Origin of the sequence: Streptomyces sp. NP-1717 (assembly GCF_022695985.1) — a bacterium.
GTDB lineage: Bacteria > Actinomycetota > Actinomycetes > Streptomycetales > Streptomycetaceae > Streptomyces.
Genome location: NZ_JAAPBF010000169.1, coordinates 1 through 15,396 on the forward strand (window position 1 = coordinate 1; position 15,396 = coordinate 15,396).

At 71.3% G+C, this 15,396-nt stretch carries 13 protein-coding genes and 1 pseudogene; 5 read left to right on the plus strand and 9 right to left on the minus strand.

What is annotated here, in order from left to right; all coding sequences use genetic code 11:
* Positions 1-61: 61 nt before the first annotated feature.
* The 3 genes from GXP76_RS26280 to GXP76_RS26290 are packed head-to-tail and all read left to right on the plus strand — an operon-like array spanning position 62 to position 3,834.
* Entirely contained in the window at positions 62-823 is a 762-nt protein-coding gene (locus GXP76_RS26280) for a DeoR/GlpR family DNA-binding transcription regulator (RefSeq protein WP_242574081.1), read from the plus strand.
* A gap of 27 nt (positions 824-850) precedes the next feature.
* Positions 851-1,804: a 1-phosphofructokinase gene (gene pfkB, locus GXP76_RS26285; RefSeq protein WP_242574082.1), complete on the plus strand. Its 954-nt coding sequence runs from the start codon at positions 851-853 to the stop codon at positions 1,802-1,804.
* Positions 1,805-1,842: 38 nt separating this feature from the next.
* A complete protein-coding gene (locus GXP76_RS26290) occupies positions 1,843-3,834 on the plus strand; it encodes a fructose-specific PTS transporter subunit EIIC (RefSeq protein WP_242574083.1) in 1,992 nt (663 codons plus the stop codon).
* A gap of 14 nt (positions 3,835-3,848) precedes the next feature.
* On the opposite strand, the gene GXP76_RS26295 is transcribed toward GXP76_RS26290, so the two are convergent.
* The gene (locus GXP76_RS26295; protein ID WP_242574084.1) at positions 3,849-4,694 is read right to left on the minus strand and encodes a DUF6227 family protein; all 846 of its coding nucleotides are present in this window, start codon (positions 4,692-4,694) and stop codon (positions 3,849-3,851) included.
* A 145-nt stretch (positions 4,695-4,839) separates the two neighbouring features.
* Positions 4,840-5,871 carry a P1 family peptidase gene (locus tag GXP76_RS26300; protein ID WP_242574085.1) on the minus strand — a complete coding sequence of 344 codons (1,032 nt, stop codon included), beginning with the start codon at positions 5,869-5,871 and terminating at the stop codon, positions 4,840-4,842.
* 81 nt (positions 5,872-5,952) lie between these two features.
* On the opposite strand from GXP76_RS26300, the gene GXP76_RS26305 reads away from it, so the two are divergent.
* Positions 5,953-6,195, plus strand: a complete 243-nt coding sequence (locus tag GXP76_RS26305) for a hypothetical protein (protein ID WP_242574086.1) — start codon at positions 5,953-5,955, stop codon at positions 6,193-6,195.
* A 21-nt stretch (positions 6,196-6,216) separates the two neighbouring features.
* On the opposite strand, the gene mscL is transcribed toward GXP76_RS26305, so the two are convergent.
* The 6 genes from mscL to GXP76_RS26335 all read right to left on the minus strand — a co-directional run bounded on the left by mscL (position 6,217) and on the right by GXP76_RS26335 (position 12,131).
* Positions 6,217-6,693: a large conductance mechanosensitive channel protein MscL gene (gene mscL / locus GXP76_RS26310; protein WP_242574087.1), complete on the minus strand. Its 477-nt coding sequence runs from the start codon at positions 6,691-6,693 to the stop codon at positions 6,217-6,219.
* A gap of 165 nt (positions 6,694-6,858) precedes the next feature.
* Positions 6,859-7,506 (minus strand): hypothetical protein, encoded by a 648-nt coding sequence (locus GXP76_RS26315; protein ID WP_242574088.1) that lies wholly within the window; start codon positions 7,504-7,506, stop codon positions 6,859-6,861.
* 137 nt (positions 7,507-7,643) lie between these two features.
* Positions 7,644-8,504, minus strand: a complete 861-nt coding sequence (locus GXP76_RS26320) for an S-methyl-5'-thioadenosine phosphorylase (protein ID WP_242574089.1) — start codon at positions 8,502-8,504, stop codon at positions 7,644-7,646.
* Positions 8,505-8,607: 103 nt separating this feature from the next.
* Entirely contained in the window at positions 8,608-9,018 is a 411-nt protein-coding gene (locus tag GXP76_RS26325; protein ID WP_242574090.1) for an FmdB family zinc ribbon protein, read from the minus strand.
* 66 nt (positions 9,019-9,084) lie between these two features.
* Positions 9,085-10,416: an MFS transporter gene (locus tag GXP76_RS26330; RefSeq protein WP_242574091.1), complete on the minus strand. Its 1,332-nt coding sequence runs from the start codon at positions 10,414-10,416 to the stop codon at positions 9,085-9,087.
* 272 nt (positions 10,417-10,688) lie between these two features.
* Positions 10,689-12,131: a potassium/proton antiporter gene (locus GXP76_RS26335; RefSeq protein WP_308354211.1), complete on the minus strand. Its 1,443-nt coding sequence runs from the start codon at positions 12,129-12,131 to the stop codon at positions 10,689-10,691.
* A gap of 258 nt (positions 12,132-12,389) precedes the next feature.
* Between GXP76_RS26335 and GXP76_RS26340 the strand changes: the two genes are divergently transcribed.
* Complete coding sequence (locus tag GXP76_RS26340) at positions 12,390-15,194, plus strand: penicillin acylase family protein (protein ID WP_242574092.1); 2,805 nt, start codon at positions 12,390-12,392, stop codon at positions 15,192-15,194.
* A 34-nt stretch (positions 15,195-15,228) separates the two neighbouring features.
* On the opposite strand, the pseudogene GXP76_RS36070 reads toward GXP76_RS26340, so the two are convergent.
* Positions 15,229-15,396, minus strand: a pseudogene (locus tag GXP76_RS36070) (5-formyltetrahydrofolate cyclo-ligase); the annotation flags it as partial.

Below are 15,396 nucleotides of genomic sequence, written 5' to 3' on the forward strand. Positions count from 1 at the left end.
AACCCCGCCGTAACGTGCCCCTGAAACCACAGACTCGGGCATCGAACGGACGTAAAACCACATGTACGCACCGGAGCGGCAGCAAGAGATCCTGCGCCTCGCCCGTGAGGGAGGCCGTGTCGACGTGCTGTCGCTCGCCGAGGAGTTCCAGGTCACCGCCGAGACCGTACGGCGCGACCTCAAGGCCCTCGACCGCGCCGGCCTCGTCCGCAGGGTGCACGGCGGCGCCATCCCCGCCGGCCGCCTCGACTTCGAGCCCGACCTCGCCGAGCGCGAGTCCACCGCCGCCGACGAGAAGGACCGCATCGCGCACGCCGCCCTCGCCGAACTGCCCCGGACCGGCAGCGTGATCCTCGACGCCGGCTCGACCGTCGCGCGGCTCGCCGCCGCGCTTCCGCTGGAGAGCGGCCTCACCGTCGTCACCCACGCGCTGCCCGTCGCCGCGCGCCTCGCCGACCACCCCGGGATCGACCTGCATCTCGTCGGCGGCCGGGTCCGGCACCGCACGCGCGCCGCCGTCGACGCCTGGGCGCTGCGCGCGTACGGCGAGATCCGCGCCGACGTCGTGTTCCTCGGCACCAACGGCTTCTCCCCGGACGGCGGCCTCACCACCCCCGACCTCGCCGAGGCGGCCGTCAAACGCGCACTGGTCGCGGCGGCCCGCCGCGTCGTGCTGCTGGCGGACTCCGCCAAACACGCCCAGGAACACTTCGCCCGCTTCGGCGACCTCGCCGACGTCGACCTGCTGATCACCGACACCGCGCTCGCCCCCGCCGCCCGCGCCGCGATCGAGACCGCGGGCACCGAGGTGCTCGGTGTCTAGAACCGCCACCACCCGGAGGGGCCCCGCGTGATACTCACCGTCACCCCGAACCCCAGCCTCGACCGTACGTACGAGATCCCCGTCCTCGGCCGCGGCGAGGTCCTGCGCGCGACCGTCGAGCGGATGGACCCCGGCGGCAAGGGCGTCAACGTCTCGCGGGCGGTCGCGGCGGCCGGGCACCGTACCGTCGCCGTGCTCCCCCTCGGCGGTGCGCCCGGCGCGCTCGTCGCCCAACTCCTCGCCGGGCAGGGCATCGACGTCGCCCCCGTACCGATCACCGGCGCGACCCGCTCCAACATCTCCCTCGCGGAACCCGACGGCACGCTCACGAAGATCAACGCGCCGGGGCCCGAACTGACCCCCGCCGAGTCGGAGTCCCTGCTGTCCGCCCTCGGCGACCACGCCGTGGGGGCCGACGGCGACTGGATCGCCTGCTGCGGCAGCCTGCCGCGCGGGCTCGGCCCCCGGTGGTACGCCGAACTCGTCGCCCGCGCGCACGCCGCCGGCGCCCGGATCGCGCTCGACACCTCCGGCGCCTCGCTGCTGGCCGCGCTCAGGGAACGCCCGGACGTCGTGAAGCCCAACGCCGACGAACTCGCCACCGCCGTCGGCCGCCCGCTGGCGACCGTCGGCGACGCGCTGAAGGCGGCGGAGGAGCTGCGTACGTACGGGGCCAGGTCCGTCCTCGCCAGCCTCGGTGCCGACGGTCAGCTCCTGGTGTCCGACGCGGGCGCGTACTTCGGCTCCGCCGCCGTCGCGGCAGTCCGCAGCAACGTCGGCGCCGGTGACGCCTCGCTCGCCGGCTTCCTCGCGGCGGGCGGCACCGGCCCGGACGCGCTGGCCTCGGCCGTCGCCCACGGCGCGGCGGCCGTCCAACTGCCGGGCAGCGTCATGCCGTCGCCCGCGGACCTCGACCCGCGGGCGGTCACCGTGTCCGCGGACATCCCCCTGGACCGTCCCCTCTCGGAGTCCGCCTCATGACCTCTCCCCGCACGTCCCCCAACCCGAAGGAGCCCGCGATGAGCGACATGATCACCGCGGACCTGGTCGACCTCGACCTGGCCGCAGAGACGAAGGAAGCCGCGGCCCGCTCGCTGGCCGAACGCATGGTGGCTCTGGGCCGCGTCACCGACCTGGAGGGCTTCCTGGCCGATGTGGCGGCCCGCGAGGCGCAGATGCCGACCGGGCTCGACGGCGGGATCGGCATACCCCACTGCCGCAGCGAGCACGTCACGGAGCCGACGCTGGCGTTCGGCCGCCCGGCCGTGGGCATCGACTTCGGGGCGCCGGACGGCCCGGCGGACCTGATCTTCCTGATCGCCGCCCCGGCCGGCGCCGACGACGCGCATCTGACGATCCTGTCCGCCCTGGCCCGGCGCCTGATGGACCCGGACTTCACGGCGGCGCTGCGCGCGGCGACGGACCCGGCGGCGACCGCGAGCCTGATCAGCGGCGACACCGCGCCCGGGACACCCGCCCCGGCCCAGACGGACACCGAACCGGAACCGGCCCCCGCGCCCGACGTCTTCCGTGTCGTCGCCGTCACCTCCTGCCCCACCGGCATCGCCCACACCTATATGGCCGCCGAGGCCCTCGAACAGGCCGGCCAGAGCGAAGGCGTCGAGGTCGTCGTCGAACCGCAGGGCTCCGCCGGGTTCACCCGGATCGACCCCGCGATCATCGCCGCCGCCGACGGCGTGATCTTCGCGCACGACGTGCCCGTACGGGAGAAGGAACGCTTCGCCGGCAAACCCACCGTCGACGTCGGCGTCAAGGCGGGTATCAACCGCCCCGCCGAACTGATCGCCGAGGTCCGTGACAAGGCCGCCCGCGGCGAGACGACGGCCCCGGCCACCGGCTCACCCGTCGACGAGGCGGGCGACCCCGGCGAGGGCTACGGCACCAAGCTGCGCAAGTGGCTGATGTCCGGCGTCAGTTACATGGTCCCGTTCGTCGCGGCCGGCGGACTCCTCATCGCCCTCGGCTTCGCCATCGGCGGCTACACCATCGACAAGGCGCCCTCCGTCGCCGAACACTTCGTGTGGACGGACTCCACCAGCTGGGCCGCGCTGCTGTTCCAGGTCGGTGGCCTCGCGTTCAGCTTCCTGGTGCCGGTCCTCGCGGGCTACATCGCGTACGGGATGGCCGACCGCCCCGGTCTCGTACCCGGCTTCGTCGGCGGCTCGATCGCGCTCACCATCAACGCGGGATTCCTCGGCGGTCTCGCCGCCGGTCTGATCGCGGGCGGCACGGTCATGGCCATCCAGCGCATCAGGGTGCCCGCCGCGCTGCGCGGCATCATGCCGGTCGTCGTCATCCCGCTGATCTCCTCCGCGGTCGTCGGTTTCCTGATGTTCCTGGTGGTCGGCAAGCCGATCGCGGAGCTCCAGAAGGCCCTCACCGACTGGCTGTCGGGGCTGTCCGGCACCAACGCGATCATCCTCGGTGTCGTCCTCGGCCTGATGATGTGCTTCGACCTGGGCGGGCCGCTCAACAAGGTCGCCTACGCCTTCGCGGTCGGCGGCCTCGCCAACCCCAACGAGGGCAGCCTGAAGGTGATGGCGGCCGTGATGGCGGCGGGCATGGTCCCGCCGCTGGCGATGGCGCTGGCCACCGTGGTGCGCGGCGCCCTCTTCACTCGTACCGAGCGCGAGAACGGCAAGGCGGCGTGGGTGCTCGGCGGCTCGTTCATCACCGAGGGCGCGATTCCGTTCGCCGCGGCCGACCCGCTGCGGGTCATCCCGTCGGCCATGGCGGGCGGCGCGGTCACGGGCGCGCTGTCGATGCTCTTCGAGTGCACCCTGCGCGCCCCGCACGGCGGGATCTTCGTGCTTCCGCTGATCGGCAATCCGGTGCTCTACCTGATCGCGATCCTGGCCGGTACGGCGGTCAGTACCGCTCTGGTCGTCCTGTTGAAGGGCATGGGCGGGCGCGGCGGGAAGGACCCGGTCCGGGACGGCGTCCCGGGCGCGGAGTCCGGGACCGCGCCCAAGGTGCCGGTGTCCGCCTGAGGCGCCTCACCCGCTCATCTGACCCGCGCGCGAAGCTCCATGGCTTCGCGCGCGGCGCTCTGCGCGGCGTACACCTCACACATGTGACGGCCGTCGGGCGTCGCCGTGTGCTCGACTTCCCACAGGCTCGTCTCCGTGCCGTCGAGCAGCAGGAACGCGTGCTCGTACAGCGTGAACCCCGCGTCCTTGCCCTCGACATGGCCGTGTCTGCCGAAGACCTGGGTGATCTGGTGGGCGAAGGCGGCCCGCAGCCGTCCCGCGATCTCCTCGCCCGGCCGGTCCATGTTCTCCGCGCGGCGCAGTACCCGGCGTGCGTGGTCGGCGGAGTTGTCCGGGTGATACACCCGGGGCAGTGGTGTCTGTGGCGCTGTCAGCAGGCCGCTGAGCAGTTCGAGATCGGCGGCGAGGTCGGACTCGAAGCTCGGATCGAGACTCCCGCCGAGGCCCGGCTCGAAACGGGACTCGAAGAGCGAATCGGAATCGGCGGTCGGGTCGAGGTGGTCGAGGGAGGGAACGGCGGCCTTGCCGGGACCTTCCGCGCCGCCGGGGCGGCGCAGCCGGGAGGCGGCGAGGCGCACCTCGTGCTCGTCGGTGTAGAGCTCGTGCTGTTCGGCGCCGTCGCGCCCGGTGTTGTGGACCAGCTCCCAAAGGGTGAGGGCGGTGCTGTCGGCAAGCAGGTAGGTATGCCGGTAGGTCTCGCGATGCAGTCCCGCACTGTGGTGCGAGGAACGCATTGAACTGGCGTGCGCCAGAGCGGTGTCGAGCCGCTCGATCACGGCGTCGGGCAGATCGAAGGAGTTGAGTGCCCGACCCAGGAGACGCTCAAGATGCGTCTCGCTTGTCTCAATCGGATCGTTCAAGGTGGGTCTCCAGGCCGTCGCCACATGTCACTTGGTGATTGCATAACGTAGCCCCTGGGGCTGGCATTGCGTCCCAAGTTCGGTAAAACGATTGGGGGCGCGCGAGAAGTTCCTTCGAGCCCCCTCAACTCCCTTGCGCTGCGGGTCAGTCCGTGCCGTACAGATCGTGGTACGCGGGAAACGTACCGCCAGGCCCGTCAACCCCCTCCGCCGCCACCATCGCCCGTACGATTGCCCTGGTCACAGCGTCGGCCCCGGCTGCCAGCAACGCGTTGAACGCCAGCGGATCCCCTGCTTCGAGCGCGCGTTCCCCCGTGGCGAGCGTGAAGACGGTGTCGCCGTCATTGAGCAGATGTACAGGACGGACGGCGCGCGCGATACCGTCGTGCGCCGTCCCCGCGAGCTTCTGCGCCTGGGCCTTGGAGAGGTCGGCGTCGGTCGCCACGACGGCGAGCGTGGTGTTCAGCGGGGGCCGCCCGTCGCGCTCGCGGATCCCGGTGAGCCGCGCGAGGGCCGCCTCGTGGACACCGGCCGAAGGGTAGCCGGGACGGCCCTGGAAGTACCGCCCGTACAGCACGCCCGTCAGCGGATCGACGGCGGAGCCGGCCGCGTTCGCGACGACCAGCGCCGCGACGGTGATCCCGGACGGCAGCAGCACGCTCGCCGTGCCGACCCCGCCCTTCAGCTGTCCCACCACGGCCCCGGTCCCGGCGCCGACCGCCCCCTCGGTGACGGGTGCCCCCGGCTCCGTACGGGCCGCCGCCTCCACCGCCGCGCGGCCCGTGGAGGCGTCCGGCCGGGCCCGCCAGTCGCCGCCGCGCCCCAGGTCGAAGACGCAGGCCGCCGGCACGATCGGCACCACCTGGGACGGGTCGGGCCCGACCCGCACGCCTCTCCCGTGTTCCTCCAGCCACGCCATCACACCGGTCGCGGAGTCGAGCCCGTACGCGCTGCCGCCGGTCAGCACGACGGCCTCCACCCGCTGGACCAGATTGCGCGGGTCCAGCGCGTCGGTCTCCCGGGTGCCGGGCCCGCCGCCCCGTACGTCCACGGCGGCGACCGCCCCGCCCTCGGGCGCGAGGACCACCGTCGTACCGGTGAGCGCCCGGTCCCCGGCCACCCGCGCGTGGCCGACCCGGATCCCCGCCACATCCGTCAGTGCGTCATTGATTGCCATGAACCCCATGCGTACCACGAGGCCGGACCCGTGGACGGCGGACCTCCCCGTCCGCCGCGCCCGCCGCCGTACCCTGGAGGTATGAGTACCGCACGCACTCCCGGCCCCCGTGACACCGCCACGGAGCCGCCCCGGCCGGCCCCGCCGAAGCCGTCACCCCCCAAGCCGGGCCCGCCCAAGCCGCCGCTGGTCTTCGACGACCCGCTGGACCGCCAGTCCTCGGACGACACGGACTCCGGCTGGGGCGAGCGGCCGGCCACGAGCGGCGACGGCGCGGCCGACCTGGCGCGCTTCCTGGACGAGAAGCCGCCCCACCACATCTGAGCGCCCGAAGCCGGACGGGCCCTACGGCGCGTCGCGCCCCGGCCCCCGCTGCTGAGCCAGCAGCGCGTCCCTGATCTCCTTCAGGACCTCCAGCTCGCTCACCTCCAGCACTTCCTCCACCTGCTCCTTGGCGGCCTGCTGCCTGGCGCGCCTGGCCAGGTACTTGGCCATCGGCAGGACCATCAGGAAGTACACGACGGCGGCGGTGATCAGGAAGCTGAGTGTCGAACTCAGCACCGTCCCCCACATGATCGGGATCCCCGACACCACGTCGCCCGCCGCGTTCGTCTCGCAGGGGTCCTTCAGACACGACGTGTAGCGGTCCAGATCCTTGGTGCCGAACGCGCCGACGACCGGATTGATGACGCCCTTCACCAGGGAGTTCACCACGTTGGTGAACGCGGCGCCGATGACCACCGCGACCGCGAGGTCGATCACGTTGCCACGCGTCAGGAAGGCCTTGAAGCCCTCCAGCACGCTCTCCTTCTCCTTGCTCACCAGTGAGCCCTTCTACGTATCTGCCGTGGGGACAGCGACGGGGACAGCCAATCGCCCTGACACCTTGGGTAACTCGCGCCCCAGCTGTCCAATCCGCCCATGCTTTCGTGTGACCAGTGTGCTCATCAGTACGACGGCGAAGAGCACGGGCCGGCACCGGGCGGCTCAGCACAGCGTCACCGCCAGCCGTGAGTTCGTGCTCGCACCCGCCAACTCGGCCGCGACATCACGCGCGACGGTCAGCAGGACCAGCGCGCCACCGTCGGCGGCGCCCTGCGGGACCCGTGGGACGGATTCCACCAGCGCGCCCGTCGCGATCACCCGGGCGTCCGACTCCCCGCCCACGGGGGAGTGGGCGGCGGCGATCACATCGACCCGGTCGCCGGGTCGCAGCAGCCGGACAGTCGCCACATCCGCGATCCGCACCGGAGCCGTCACCAACCGGGCTGTGGGCGCGCCCGGTTGGGCCGCGGCGCCCGCACCCGACGCCCCACCACCACGCGCCGCCGCGCGGGACGCGGCGCGCTCCTCCGCCCCGGCGGGGGCGCCGGGACCGCCCGCGCCCGACGCCGCCAGCGCGGCGGCCGTCACCGCCAGCCCCGCCGCCATCGCGCGCCGCCGCCGGAGCAGGGCCCTGCGCAGTCGGTGCCCGCCGCCGCGCACCCGCAGCGGTTCGAACGCGGGCACCCCGCACGGCGCGGGCGCGGCGGCCACGGGCGCGGGCACCGGCACGGACGGGAGGAACGGCGGATCCGAGGGACGCGTGGAGACAGGGCGGGAGGGAGAGCGGGGGAGCGAACGGGAACGGGACATGGCAACCACCACCTGGCGTGAGGAGTTCTCGCTGACCGCCCCTCACGATCCACGTCCCGCCGGAATCCCGCCGAAGCCTGTGGACAACTGCCCGAATGTGGATAACTCGCTCACCCGAACGAGATCGTCCAGGGCGTTTACGGCAGCTCAAGCCCCGTGTCGATACCGTCCAGCGCGTGCGAGCACAGGCAGTCCCGTGTCTCGCCCGGCTGCAGCCCGCCCACGGTGTCGAACAGCACCGTGCGCAGCCGGTCGACGTTCGAGGCGAAGACCTTCAGCACTTCCTCGTGCGAGACGCCCTCACCGGTCTCGGCCCCGGCGTCCAGATCGGTCACCAGCGTCAACGACGTGTAGCAGAGCCCCAGTTCACGGGCGAGCACGGCCTCGGGGTGACCCGTCATACCGACCACCGACCAGCCCATCGACGCGTGCCACCGTGATTCGGCGCGGGTCGAGAAGCGCGGTCCCTCGACGACCACCAGCGTCCCGCCGTCCACCGGCTCCCACTCACGCCCTCGCGCCGCCGCGAGCGCCGCCCGGCGCCCCTCGGGACAGTAGGGATCGGCCAGCGAGATGTGGACCACCTTGGAAGCGCCGCCACCGGGCAGCGGCACCCCGTCGTAGTACGTCTGGGTGCGTGCCTTCGTACGGTCCACCATCTGGTCCGGCACGAGCAGCGTCCCCGGGCCGAACTCCTCACGCAGCCCGCCCACGGCACACGGGCCGAGCACCTGCCGTACGCCGACGGACCGCAGCGCCCACAGATTGGCGCGGTAGTTGATGCGGTGGGGCGCGATGTCGTGCGCGCGCCCGTGGCGGGGCAGGAACGCGACGCGCCTGCCCTCGACGTCGCCGATGAACAGCGAGTCGCTGGGCGGTCCGTAGGGGGTGTCGACGGTGACCTCGGTCACGTCGTCGAGGAATGAGTACAGACCCGAGCCGCCGATGACGCCGATCTCCGCGGTCTCCGAGCCCTCTGCGTTCGCCTTGGTCGCCATGGTGATCACCCTATGGGGTTCCGGGGGCGCACGGGCGGGGGTGCGGGGACGCCGAAGACCCCGCCGTACCGAACGGCGGGGCCCCGGAGGTGTCTGCGGACGATCAGGCGGCGGAGGAGCCGCTGGAGCTGGAGCTGCCGCTCGAAGCGCTCGACTTCGAGCCGGAGGAACCCGAGCCGGACGAGCCCGATCCCGACGAGGACGACGACGATCCGGTCGACGACGTGGACGCGGACTTGGAGTCCGACGACGAGGACGAGGACTTGTCGCTCGAACCGCCCGACTCACCCGAGCCGTTCGACGCGCCCGCCTTGGCCGGCGTGCTGCTCGACGACGAGCCGCGGCTGTCGTTCCGGTAGAAACCGGAGCCCTTGAAGACGATGCCGACCGCGGAGAACACCTTCTTCAGGCGTCCTTCGCACGCGGGGCACACGGTGAGGGAATCGTCGGTGAATTTCTGCACCGCCTCAAGGCCCTCGCCACATTCGGTGCACTGGTACTGATAGGTCGGCACTTGTTCCTCCTGGCACTCTCACTCAATGAGTGCTAACGACGCTCCATAGTGACGCATTCCGCTGGATCAGTCCACTGCCACCGGCACGCGGTGACCCATTCCACGCGCGGCGACGCGGCCGGACGCCTTCGGCGTGAGCCGCGAGCGCAGGGCGACGAGCGTGATCAGGGCCAGCGCGGTGCCCACCAGAGGCACCACGAACCCGGCGCTCGCGCCGTGCGCGTCCGCCAGCTGTCCGGCGGCCGTGACCGCGCCGGCCTGGCCCAGCGCGACCGAGCCCGTCAGCCAGGTGAAGGCCTCCGTACGGGCCCCGGCGGGGACCAGTGGCTCGATCAAGGTGTAGCCGCTGATCAGCGCGGGCGCGATGAAGAGCCCGACCAGCAGCCCGAGCCCGGCGAGTACGGGCACCGAGTCCACGGCCCACAGCCCGGAGGCGGCCAGTGTCAGTCCCGCGTAGCCGGCGATCAGCCGGCGGCGGGGCCCGATCTTCCAGGCGACGGCACCGCACGCGATCCCGGCGAGCATGTTGCCGGCGGCGAAGACTCCGTACAGAAGGCCGTTCGCGCCGGGGTTGCCGATCTCCTCGGCGAAGGCCGTGAGCGAGACCTGCATACCGCCGAAGACCGAACCGATACCCAGGAAGACCACGGCCAGGACGCGTACGCCGGGGACCGACAGCGCCGAGACGCGCGCCCCGGCGGAGCCGCCCGCCCGCTCCGAGCCCGCCGTACGCCGCCCCGCGGGCTTCGGCTGGGTGCCCCGCTGCGCCGCGAACAGCAGCCCGCCGGCCAGGGTCAGCACCCCCTCGGCGATCAGTCCGGCCGCAGGGTGCACGCCGGTGCACAGAGCGGTCGCCAGGACCGGTCCGATGACGAAGGTGAACTCGTCCGTGACGGACTCGAAGGCGGCGGCCGTCGGCAGCAGCCGCGCCCGCTCGTCGGACGAGCCGAGCACGGCCGCCCAGCGGGCCCGGACCATCGGCCCCACCTGCGGGACAGAGGCGCCTGTCGGTACGGCGGCGAGGAACAGCGCCCACAGCGGCGCGCCCGCCAGCGCGAGCACGGTCAGGGCGGTGACGGAGGCCGCGTGCAGCAGCACTCCGGGCACCAGTACCGCGCGCTGGCCGAACCGGTCGGCGAGCTTGCCGTTCTGCGGCGCGAAGAGCGCCATGGAGACACCGGTGACGGCGGCGACTATGCCCGCGCTGCCGTACGAACCGGAGGTGTGCTGGACGAGCAGGACGATGCCGATCGTCAGCATCGCGAAGGGCTGTCGCGCGGCGAAGCCGGGGAGCAGGAACGTCCAGGCGCCGGGGGTACGCAGCAACTGCCCGTAACCCGGACGGGGCGGGGCCGTCCCCTCGGGGGCGCCGGCGGTGGTGTCGACCGTGTTGACCACGGTCCTTGCCTTTCTGCCGCCTGGTGGCGTCCCCGGACGTGCGGGGACCGCCGAGAGCTGTCCTCTTGCGCGGAACTGCGGTAGATACCCAGGGTCCACTGAGAGGGACGCCACGGCCGCCATACGGTCGCGCCAGCTCTGCGTCAGACAGAGTTGGTCGATCAAGTCGGTGTTGTCACGGCGATACGTCGGAGACGGTCCTCGACGCGACAGGCACGGGCCCCATCGTACCTGGGAAATACCTGGAAGATCCCGGCCCGCACCTGTGATCGTCACCTCCGGACGCGACGACCTTCGAATCCCAGGCGACGACGGCCGACCAGCCGGTCGGCCGGGCGACCACCCGGCCGACCCACCACCCGACCGACCGCCCAGCCGTCAGCCCGACCCTCGTCCGAGCCCGCCGACCCCGGGGGCAGCCGCAGCTCGCCGACCTCCACACCGTGCATCTTGGACCGGTCCGGGATGGCCACGGACAGCAGATGACCGCGCAGCCGCTCCAGCGGCGCCGACTCGACGCCCAGGTCGGCCGCCTCGGAGGGGTCGCCGAGGTGCAGCTTCCCGGCGACCCAGGGCAGCGTCGGCCCCTGCACGAGCGTGTACACGACGACCAGCACGAAGACGATGTTGAAGATCCGGTGGCTGCCCTCGATGCCCGAGACCATCGGGATGGTCGCCATGACGATCGGTACGGCGCCACGCAGCCCCGCCCACGACATCAGCGCCTTCTCCTGCCACGGGATACGGAACGGCGCGAGGCTGACCAGTACGGACAGCGGCCGCGCCACCGCGGTCAGCACCAGCCCCACTATCACCGCGGGCCAGAAGTCGTCGCCCAGTTCGTGCGGCGTCACCAGCAGTCCGAGCAGGACGAACATGCCGATCTGCGCGAGCCAGCCCAGGCCCTCCGCGAAGCCGCGAGTCGCGGGCGCGTGCGGGAGCTTGGAGTTCCCCAGCAGCATCGAGGCCAGGTACACGGCGAGGAACCCGCTGCCGTGGGCCATCGCCCCGGCCGCGTACGCGACGACGGCGATGGCCATCACGGCGATCGGGTACAGGCCGGACGCGGGCAGGGCCACGCGCCGGAGCCCGAAGGCCCCCAGCCAGCCCACCGCGAGGCCGATGGCGGCGCCGATGGCCAGCTCCAGGGCGATCTCGCCCACGAGTACGTACCAGTGCTCCACCGGTCCGACCGTCGACAGCGCCACCACCATGATCACGACAGGGGCGTCGTTGAAGCCCGACTCCGCCTCCAGGGCGCCCGTCACCCTCGACGGCAGCGGAATCTTCCTCAGTACGGAGAAGACGGCGGCGGCGTCCGTGGACGAGACGACGGCGCCGATGATCAACGCCTGCCGCCAGTCCAGGCCGACGATGTAGTGCGCGGCGGCCGCGGTGAGGCCCACGCTGACCGCGACACCGACGGTCGACAGGGCGACGGCGGCCGGCAGCGCCGGTTTCGCCTCTTTCCACTTGGCACCGAGTCCGCCCTCGGCGAGGATCACGACCAGGGCGGCGTACCCGAGCACCTGCGTCAGCTCGGCGTTGTCGAACTTGACGTTGAAGATCCCGTCCTGCCCTATGACGACGCCGATCCCGAGGTAGAGCAGCAGGCTGGGAAGCCCGCTCCGGGACGAGATCCGTACCGCGGCGACGGCGATCAGCAGCACGAGCGAGCAGATGAGCAGGAGTTCATTGAGCTGGTGGACAGTCAGCGGCCGATCCTTCCCCTCGCGCGCACCGGATCGTTTCCCCGGCGGTCGGCACTTCGTTACCTTACCTAATCTTTAACGTTTCCTTGACGTGATCGATCGTCCGTGCGACCGATTCCGTGATTTCCTGTGTGATCGTCCGAGGAGTCCCGCAAGGTTGTACTCCCGGTCCCACTAGTGACACCGCGTCGGGGCGAGTGAACCGCTGCGCCTATGGTTGCTGCAGCATTCCAGGACCGCCCTGCCCCTCGAAGGACAGCGATGCCCGCCAACTCAACGCCCCCTGCCACCAAGAAGAAGGGGCGACGCGCCCGCCTTGTCGTGATCGTCCTGGTCCTGGCTCTGGTAGCAGGGGTTGGCTACGGCGCCTACTGGGGCGTCAGCACCGTGCGTGCCTCGCTCCCGCAGACCACCGGCACGATCAAGATGCCGGGTCTCGACGGCCAGGTCGAGGTCAAGCGCGACAGTTACGGCATCCCGCAGATCTACGCCAACACCGACCGGGACCTCTTCCGCGCCCAGGGCTACGTCCAGGCGCAGGACCGCTTCTGGGAGATGGACGTCCGGCGTCATATGACCGCGGGCCGCCTCTCCGAGATGTTCGGCAAGGGGCAGGTCGCGACGGACGAGTTCCTTCGCACGCTCGGCTGGCGGCGGGTGGCCCAGCAGGAGTACGACACCAAGCTCTCGGAAGAGACGAAGAAGAACCTCCAGTCGTACGCGGACGGCGTCAACGACTACCTGGAGGGGCGCGACGGCAAGGACATCTCCGTCGAGTACGCCGCGCTGAAGTTCACCAACGACTACAAGCCCGCGAAGTGGACCCCCGTCGACTCGGTGGCCTGGCTCAAGGCGATGGCGTGGGACCTGCGCTCCAACATGCAGGACGAGATCGACCGTTCGCTGCTCACGAGCAGGATGGACGAGAAGCAGATAGAGGAGCTGTACCCGTCGTATCCGTACAGCCGGAACCAGCCGATCGTCACCGAGGGCGCGGTCGATCCGCTCACGGAGCAGTACGACCCCAAGGCGGAGCCGGGCGACGCGACGGGTGACGGCGCGGGCACGGGCACCGGGACAGGTACGGGAACGGGAGCAGGCACCGGGCTCGGCGCGGGCACGGGTACAGGCACCGGTACGGGAACGGACCCGGCCGGCGCCGCCCAGGGCCTGGAGTCCCAGCTCGACGCCCTCTCGGGCACCCTCGACGAGATCCCCGCCCTCCTCGGCCCCAGCGGCAGCGGCATCGGGTCCAACTCGTGGGTCGTCTCGGGTGACTACACGACCACGGGCAAGCCGCTGCTCGCCAACGACCCGCACCTCGCGCCCCAACTGCCCTCCGTCTGGTACCAGATGGGCCTGCACTGCCGCAGTTCCACGAAGGACTGCCAGTACGACGTCGCCGGCTACACGTTCGCCGGAACGCCGGGCGTCATAATCGGCCACAACAAGGACATCGCCTGGGGCATGACCAACCTCGGCGCCGACGTGACCGACCTCTATCTGGAAAAGATCAACGGCGACACCTACCAGTACGGGAACGAGCAGAAGAAGTTCACCACCCGTCAGGAAACGATCAAGGTCGCCGGCGGCAAGAGCGAGACGATCACGGTCCGGTCCACCGAACGCGGCCCGGTGGTCTCCGACCGCAACGGCGAGTTGCGGAGAGTCGGCGACAAGGCGCCCGTCAACAACGCGGCCCCCGACCGCGGCGACGGGTACGGGGTCTCGCTCCAGTGGACCGCCCTCCAGCCCGGCAAGTCCATGGACGCGGTCTTCCAGCTCAACAAGGCCAAGGACTTCGCGCAGTTCCGCAAGGCCGCCGAGTTCTTCGAGGTTCCCTCGCAGAATCTGATCTACGCCGACACCAAGGGCACCATCGGCTACCAGGCGCCCGGCCGGATCCCGATCCGCGCCGAGGGCGACGGCTCGATGCCGGCCCCCGGCTGGGACCCGAAGTACCGCTGGGAGGGCTACATCCCCTTCGACGAGCTTCCTTACGAGGAGAACCCGAAGCGCGGCTACATCGTCACCGCCAACCAGGCCGTCATCGACGAGGACGACTATCCGTACCCGCTGACGGAGGACTGGGGCTACGGCGCCCGCAGCCAGCGGATCAACGACCTCATCAAGTCGAAGATCAAGGACGGCGGCAAGATCTCCACCGACGACATGCGCACCATGCAGACCGACAACCGCAGCGAGATCGCCACGCTGCTCATGCCGTACCTGCTGAAGATCGATGTCGCGGACCCCTCCGTACGCGAGGCCCAGAAGCTTCTCGAAGGCTGGGACGGCACCCAGGAGCCGGACTCGGCGGCGGCGGCGTACTTCAACGGCGTCTGGCGCAACGTCCTCAAGCTCGCCTTCGGGAACAAGCTTCCCAAGGAGATGCGCGTCAAGGGCGAGTGCCTCACGGTGCGCCCCGCCGACAGCACCGGGCCCGTCGACGACCTCGCGGAGCTGGTGCAGGAGTGCGGCAAGCGCTCCCCGGACTCGGCGCAGCCGGACGGCGGCGACCGCTGGTTCGAGATCACCCGCAAGATCCTCAAGGACGAGGACAACGAGTGGTGGCAGTCCCCGAGGACGCGTACGGAGAAGGCCACCGACACCCGTGACGAACTTCTGCTCCGCGCCCTCGCGGACGCGCGCTGGGAGCTCACCGCCAAGCTCGGCAAGGACGTCTCCACCTGGAGCTGGGGCCGGCTGCACCAGCTGACCCTGGAGAACCAGACCCTCGGTACGGAGGGGCCCGGCATCGTGCGGACCCTGCTCAACCGCGGCCCGTGGAACCTGGGCGGCGGCGAGGCGGCGGTCAACGCCACCGGCTGGAACGCGGCCGGCGGCTACGAGGTCATGTGGGTGCCGTCCATGCGGATGGTGGTCAACGTCGGCGACTGGGACAAGTCCCGGTGGATCAACCTGACGGGCGCCTCGGGACACGCGTACAGCGCGAACTACACCGACCAGACCGACAAATGGGCCAAGGGCGAGCTGCTCGACTGGTCGTTCACCAGCAGGGCCGTGGAGGAGAGCACGGGGGACACCCTGACGCTGGCGCCGTAGGGCACGACGGCCCGCCCCGGCCGGGGCGGGCCGCTCAGCCGCCGGTGAAGCGCCGTGTCCCGCCCGGAGTCACCGCCACGTGCACGGGTCGGTCGTGCGGCTCCTCCGGGACCCGCTCGACCACCTCGTGGTCGTACAGAAGCACAGCGAGCGCGGGCCCGGACGGGGTGATCGACGCGCTGGCGCACGAGGTGACCACGTA

Bases quoted from the DNA above. Each gene is read 5' to 3' on its own strand.
- GXP76_RS26280 (WP_242574081.1), top strand. From the start codon at position 62: ATGTACGCACCGGAGCGGCAGCAAGAGATCCTGCGCCTCGCCCGTGAG.
- GXP76_RS26290 (WP_242574083.1), top strand. From the start codon at position 1,843: ATGAGCGACATGATCACCGCGGACCTGGTCGACCTCGACCTGGCCGCA.
- GXP76_RS26300 (WP_242574085.1), bottom strand. From the start codon at position 5,871: ATGGCAATCAATGACGCACTGACGGATGTGGCGGGGATCCGGGTCGGC.
- GXP76_RS26305 (WP_242574086.1), top strand. From the start codon at position 5,953: ATGAGTACCGCACGCACTCCCGGCCCCCGTGACACCGCCACGGAGCCG.
- GXP76_RS26315 (WP_242574088.1), bottom strand. From the start codon at position 7,506: ATGTCCCGTTCCCGTTCGCTCCCCCGCTCTCCCTCCCGCCCTGTCTCC.
- GXP76_RS26320 (WP_242574089.1), bottom strand. From the start codon at position 8,504: ATGGCGACCAAGGCGAACGCAGAGGGCTCGGAGACCGCGGAGATCGGC.
- GXP76_RS26340 (WP_242574092.1), top strand. From the start codon at position 12,390: ATGCCCGCCAACTCAACGCCCCCTGCCACCAAGAAGAAGGGGCGACGC.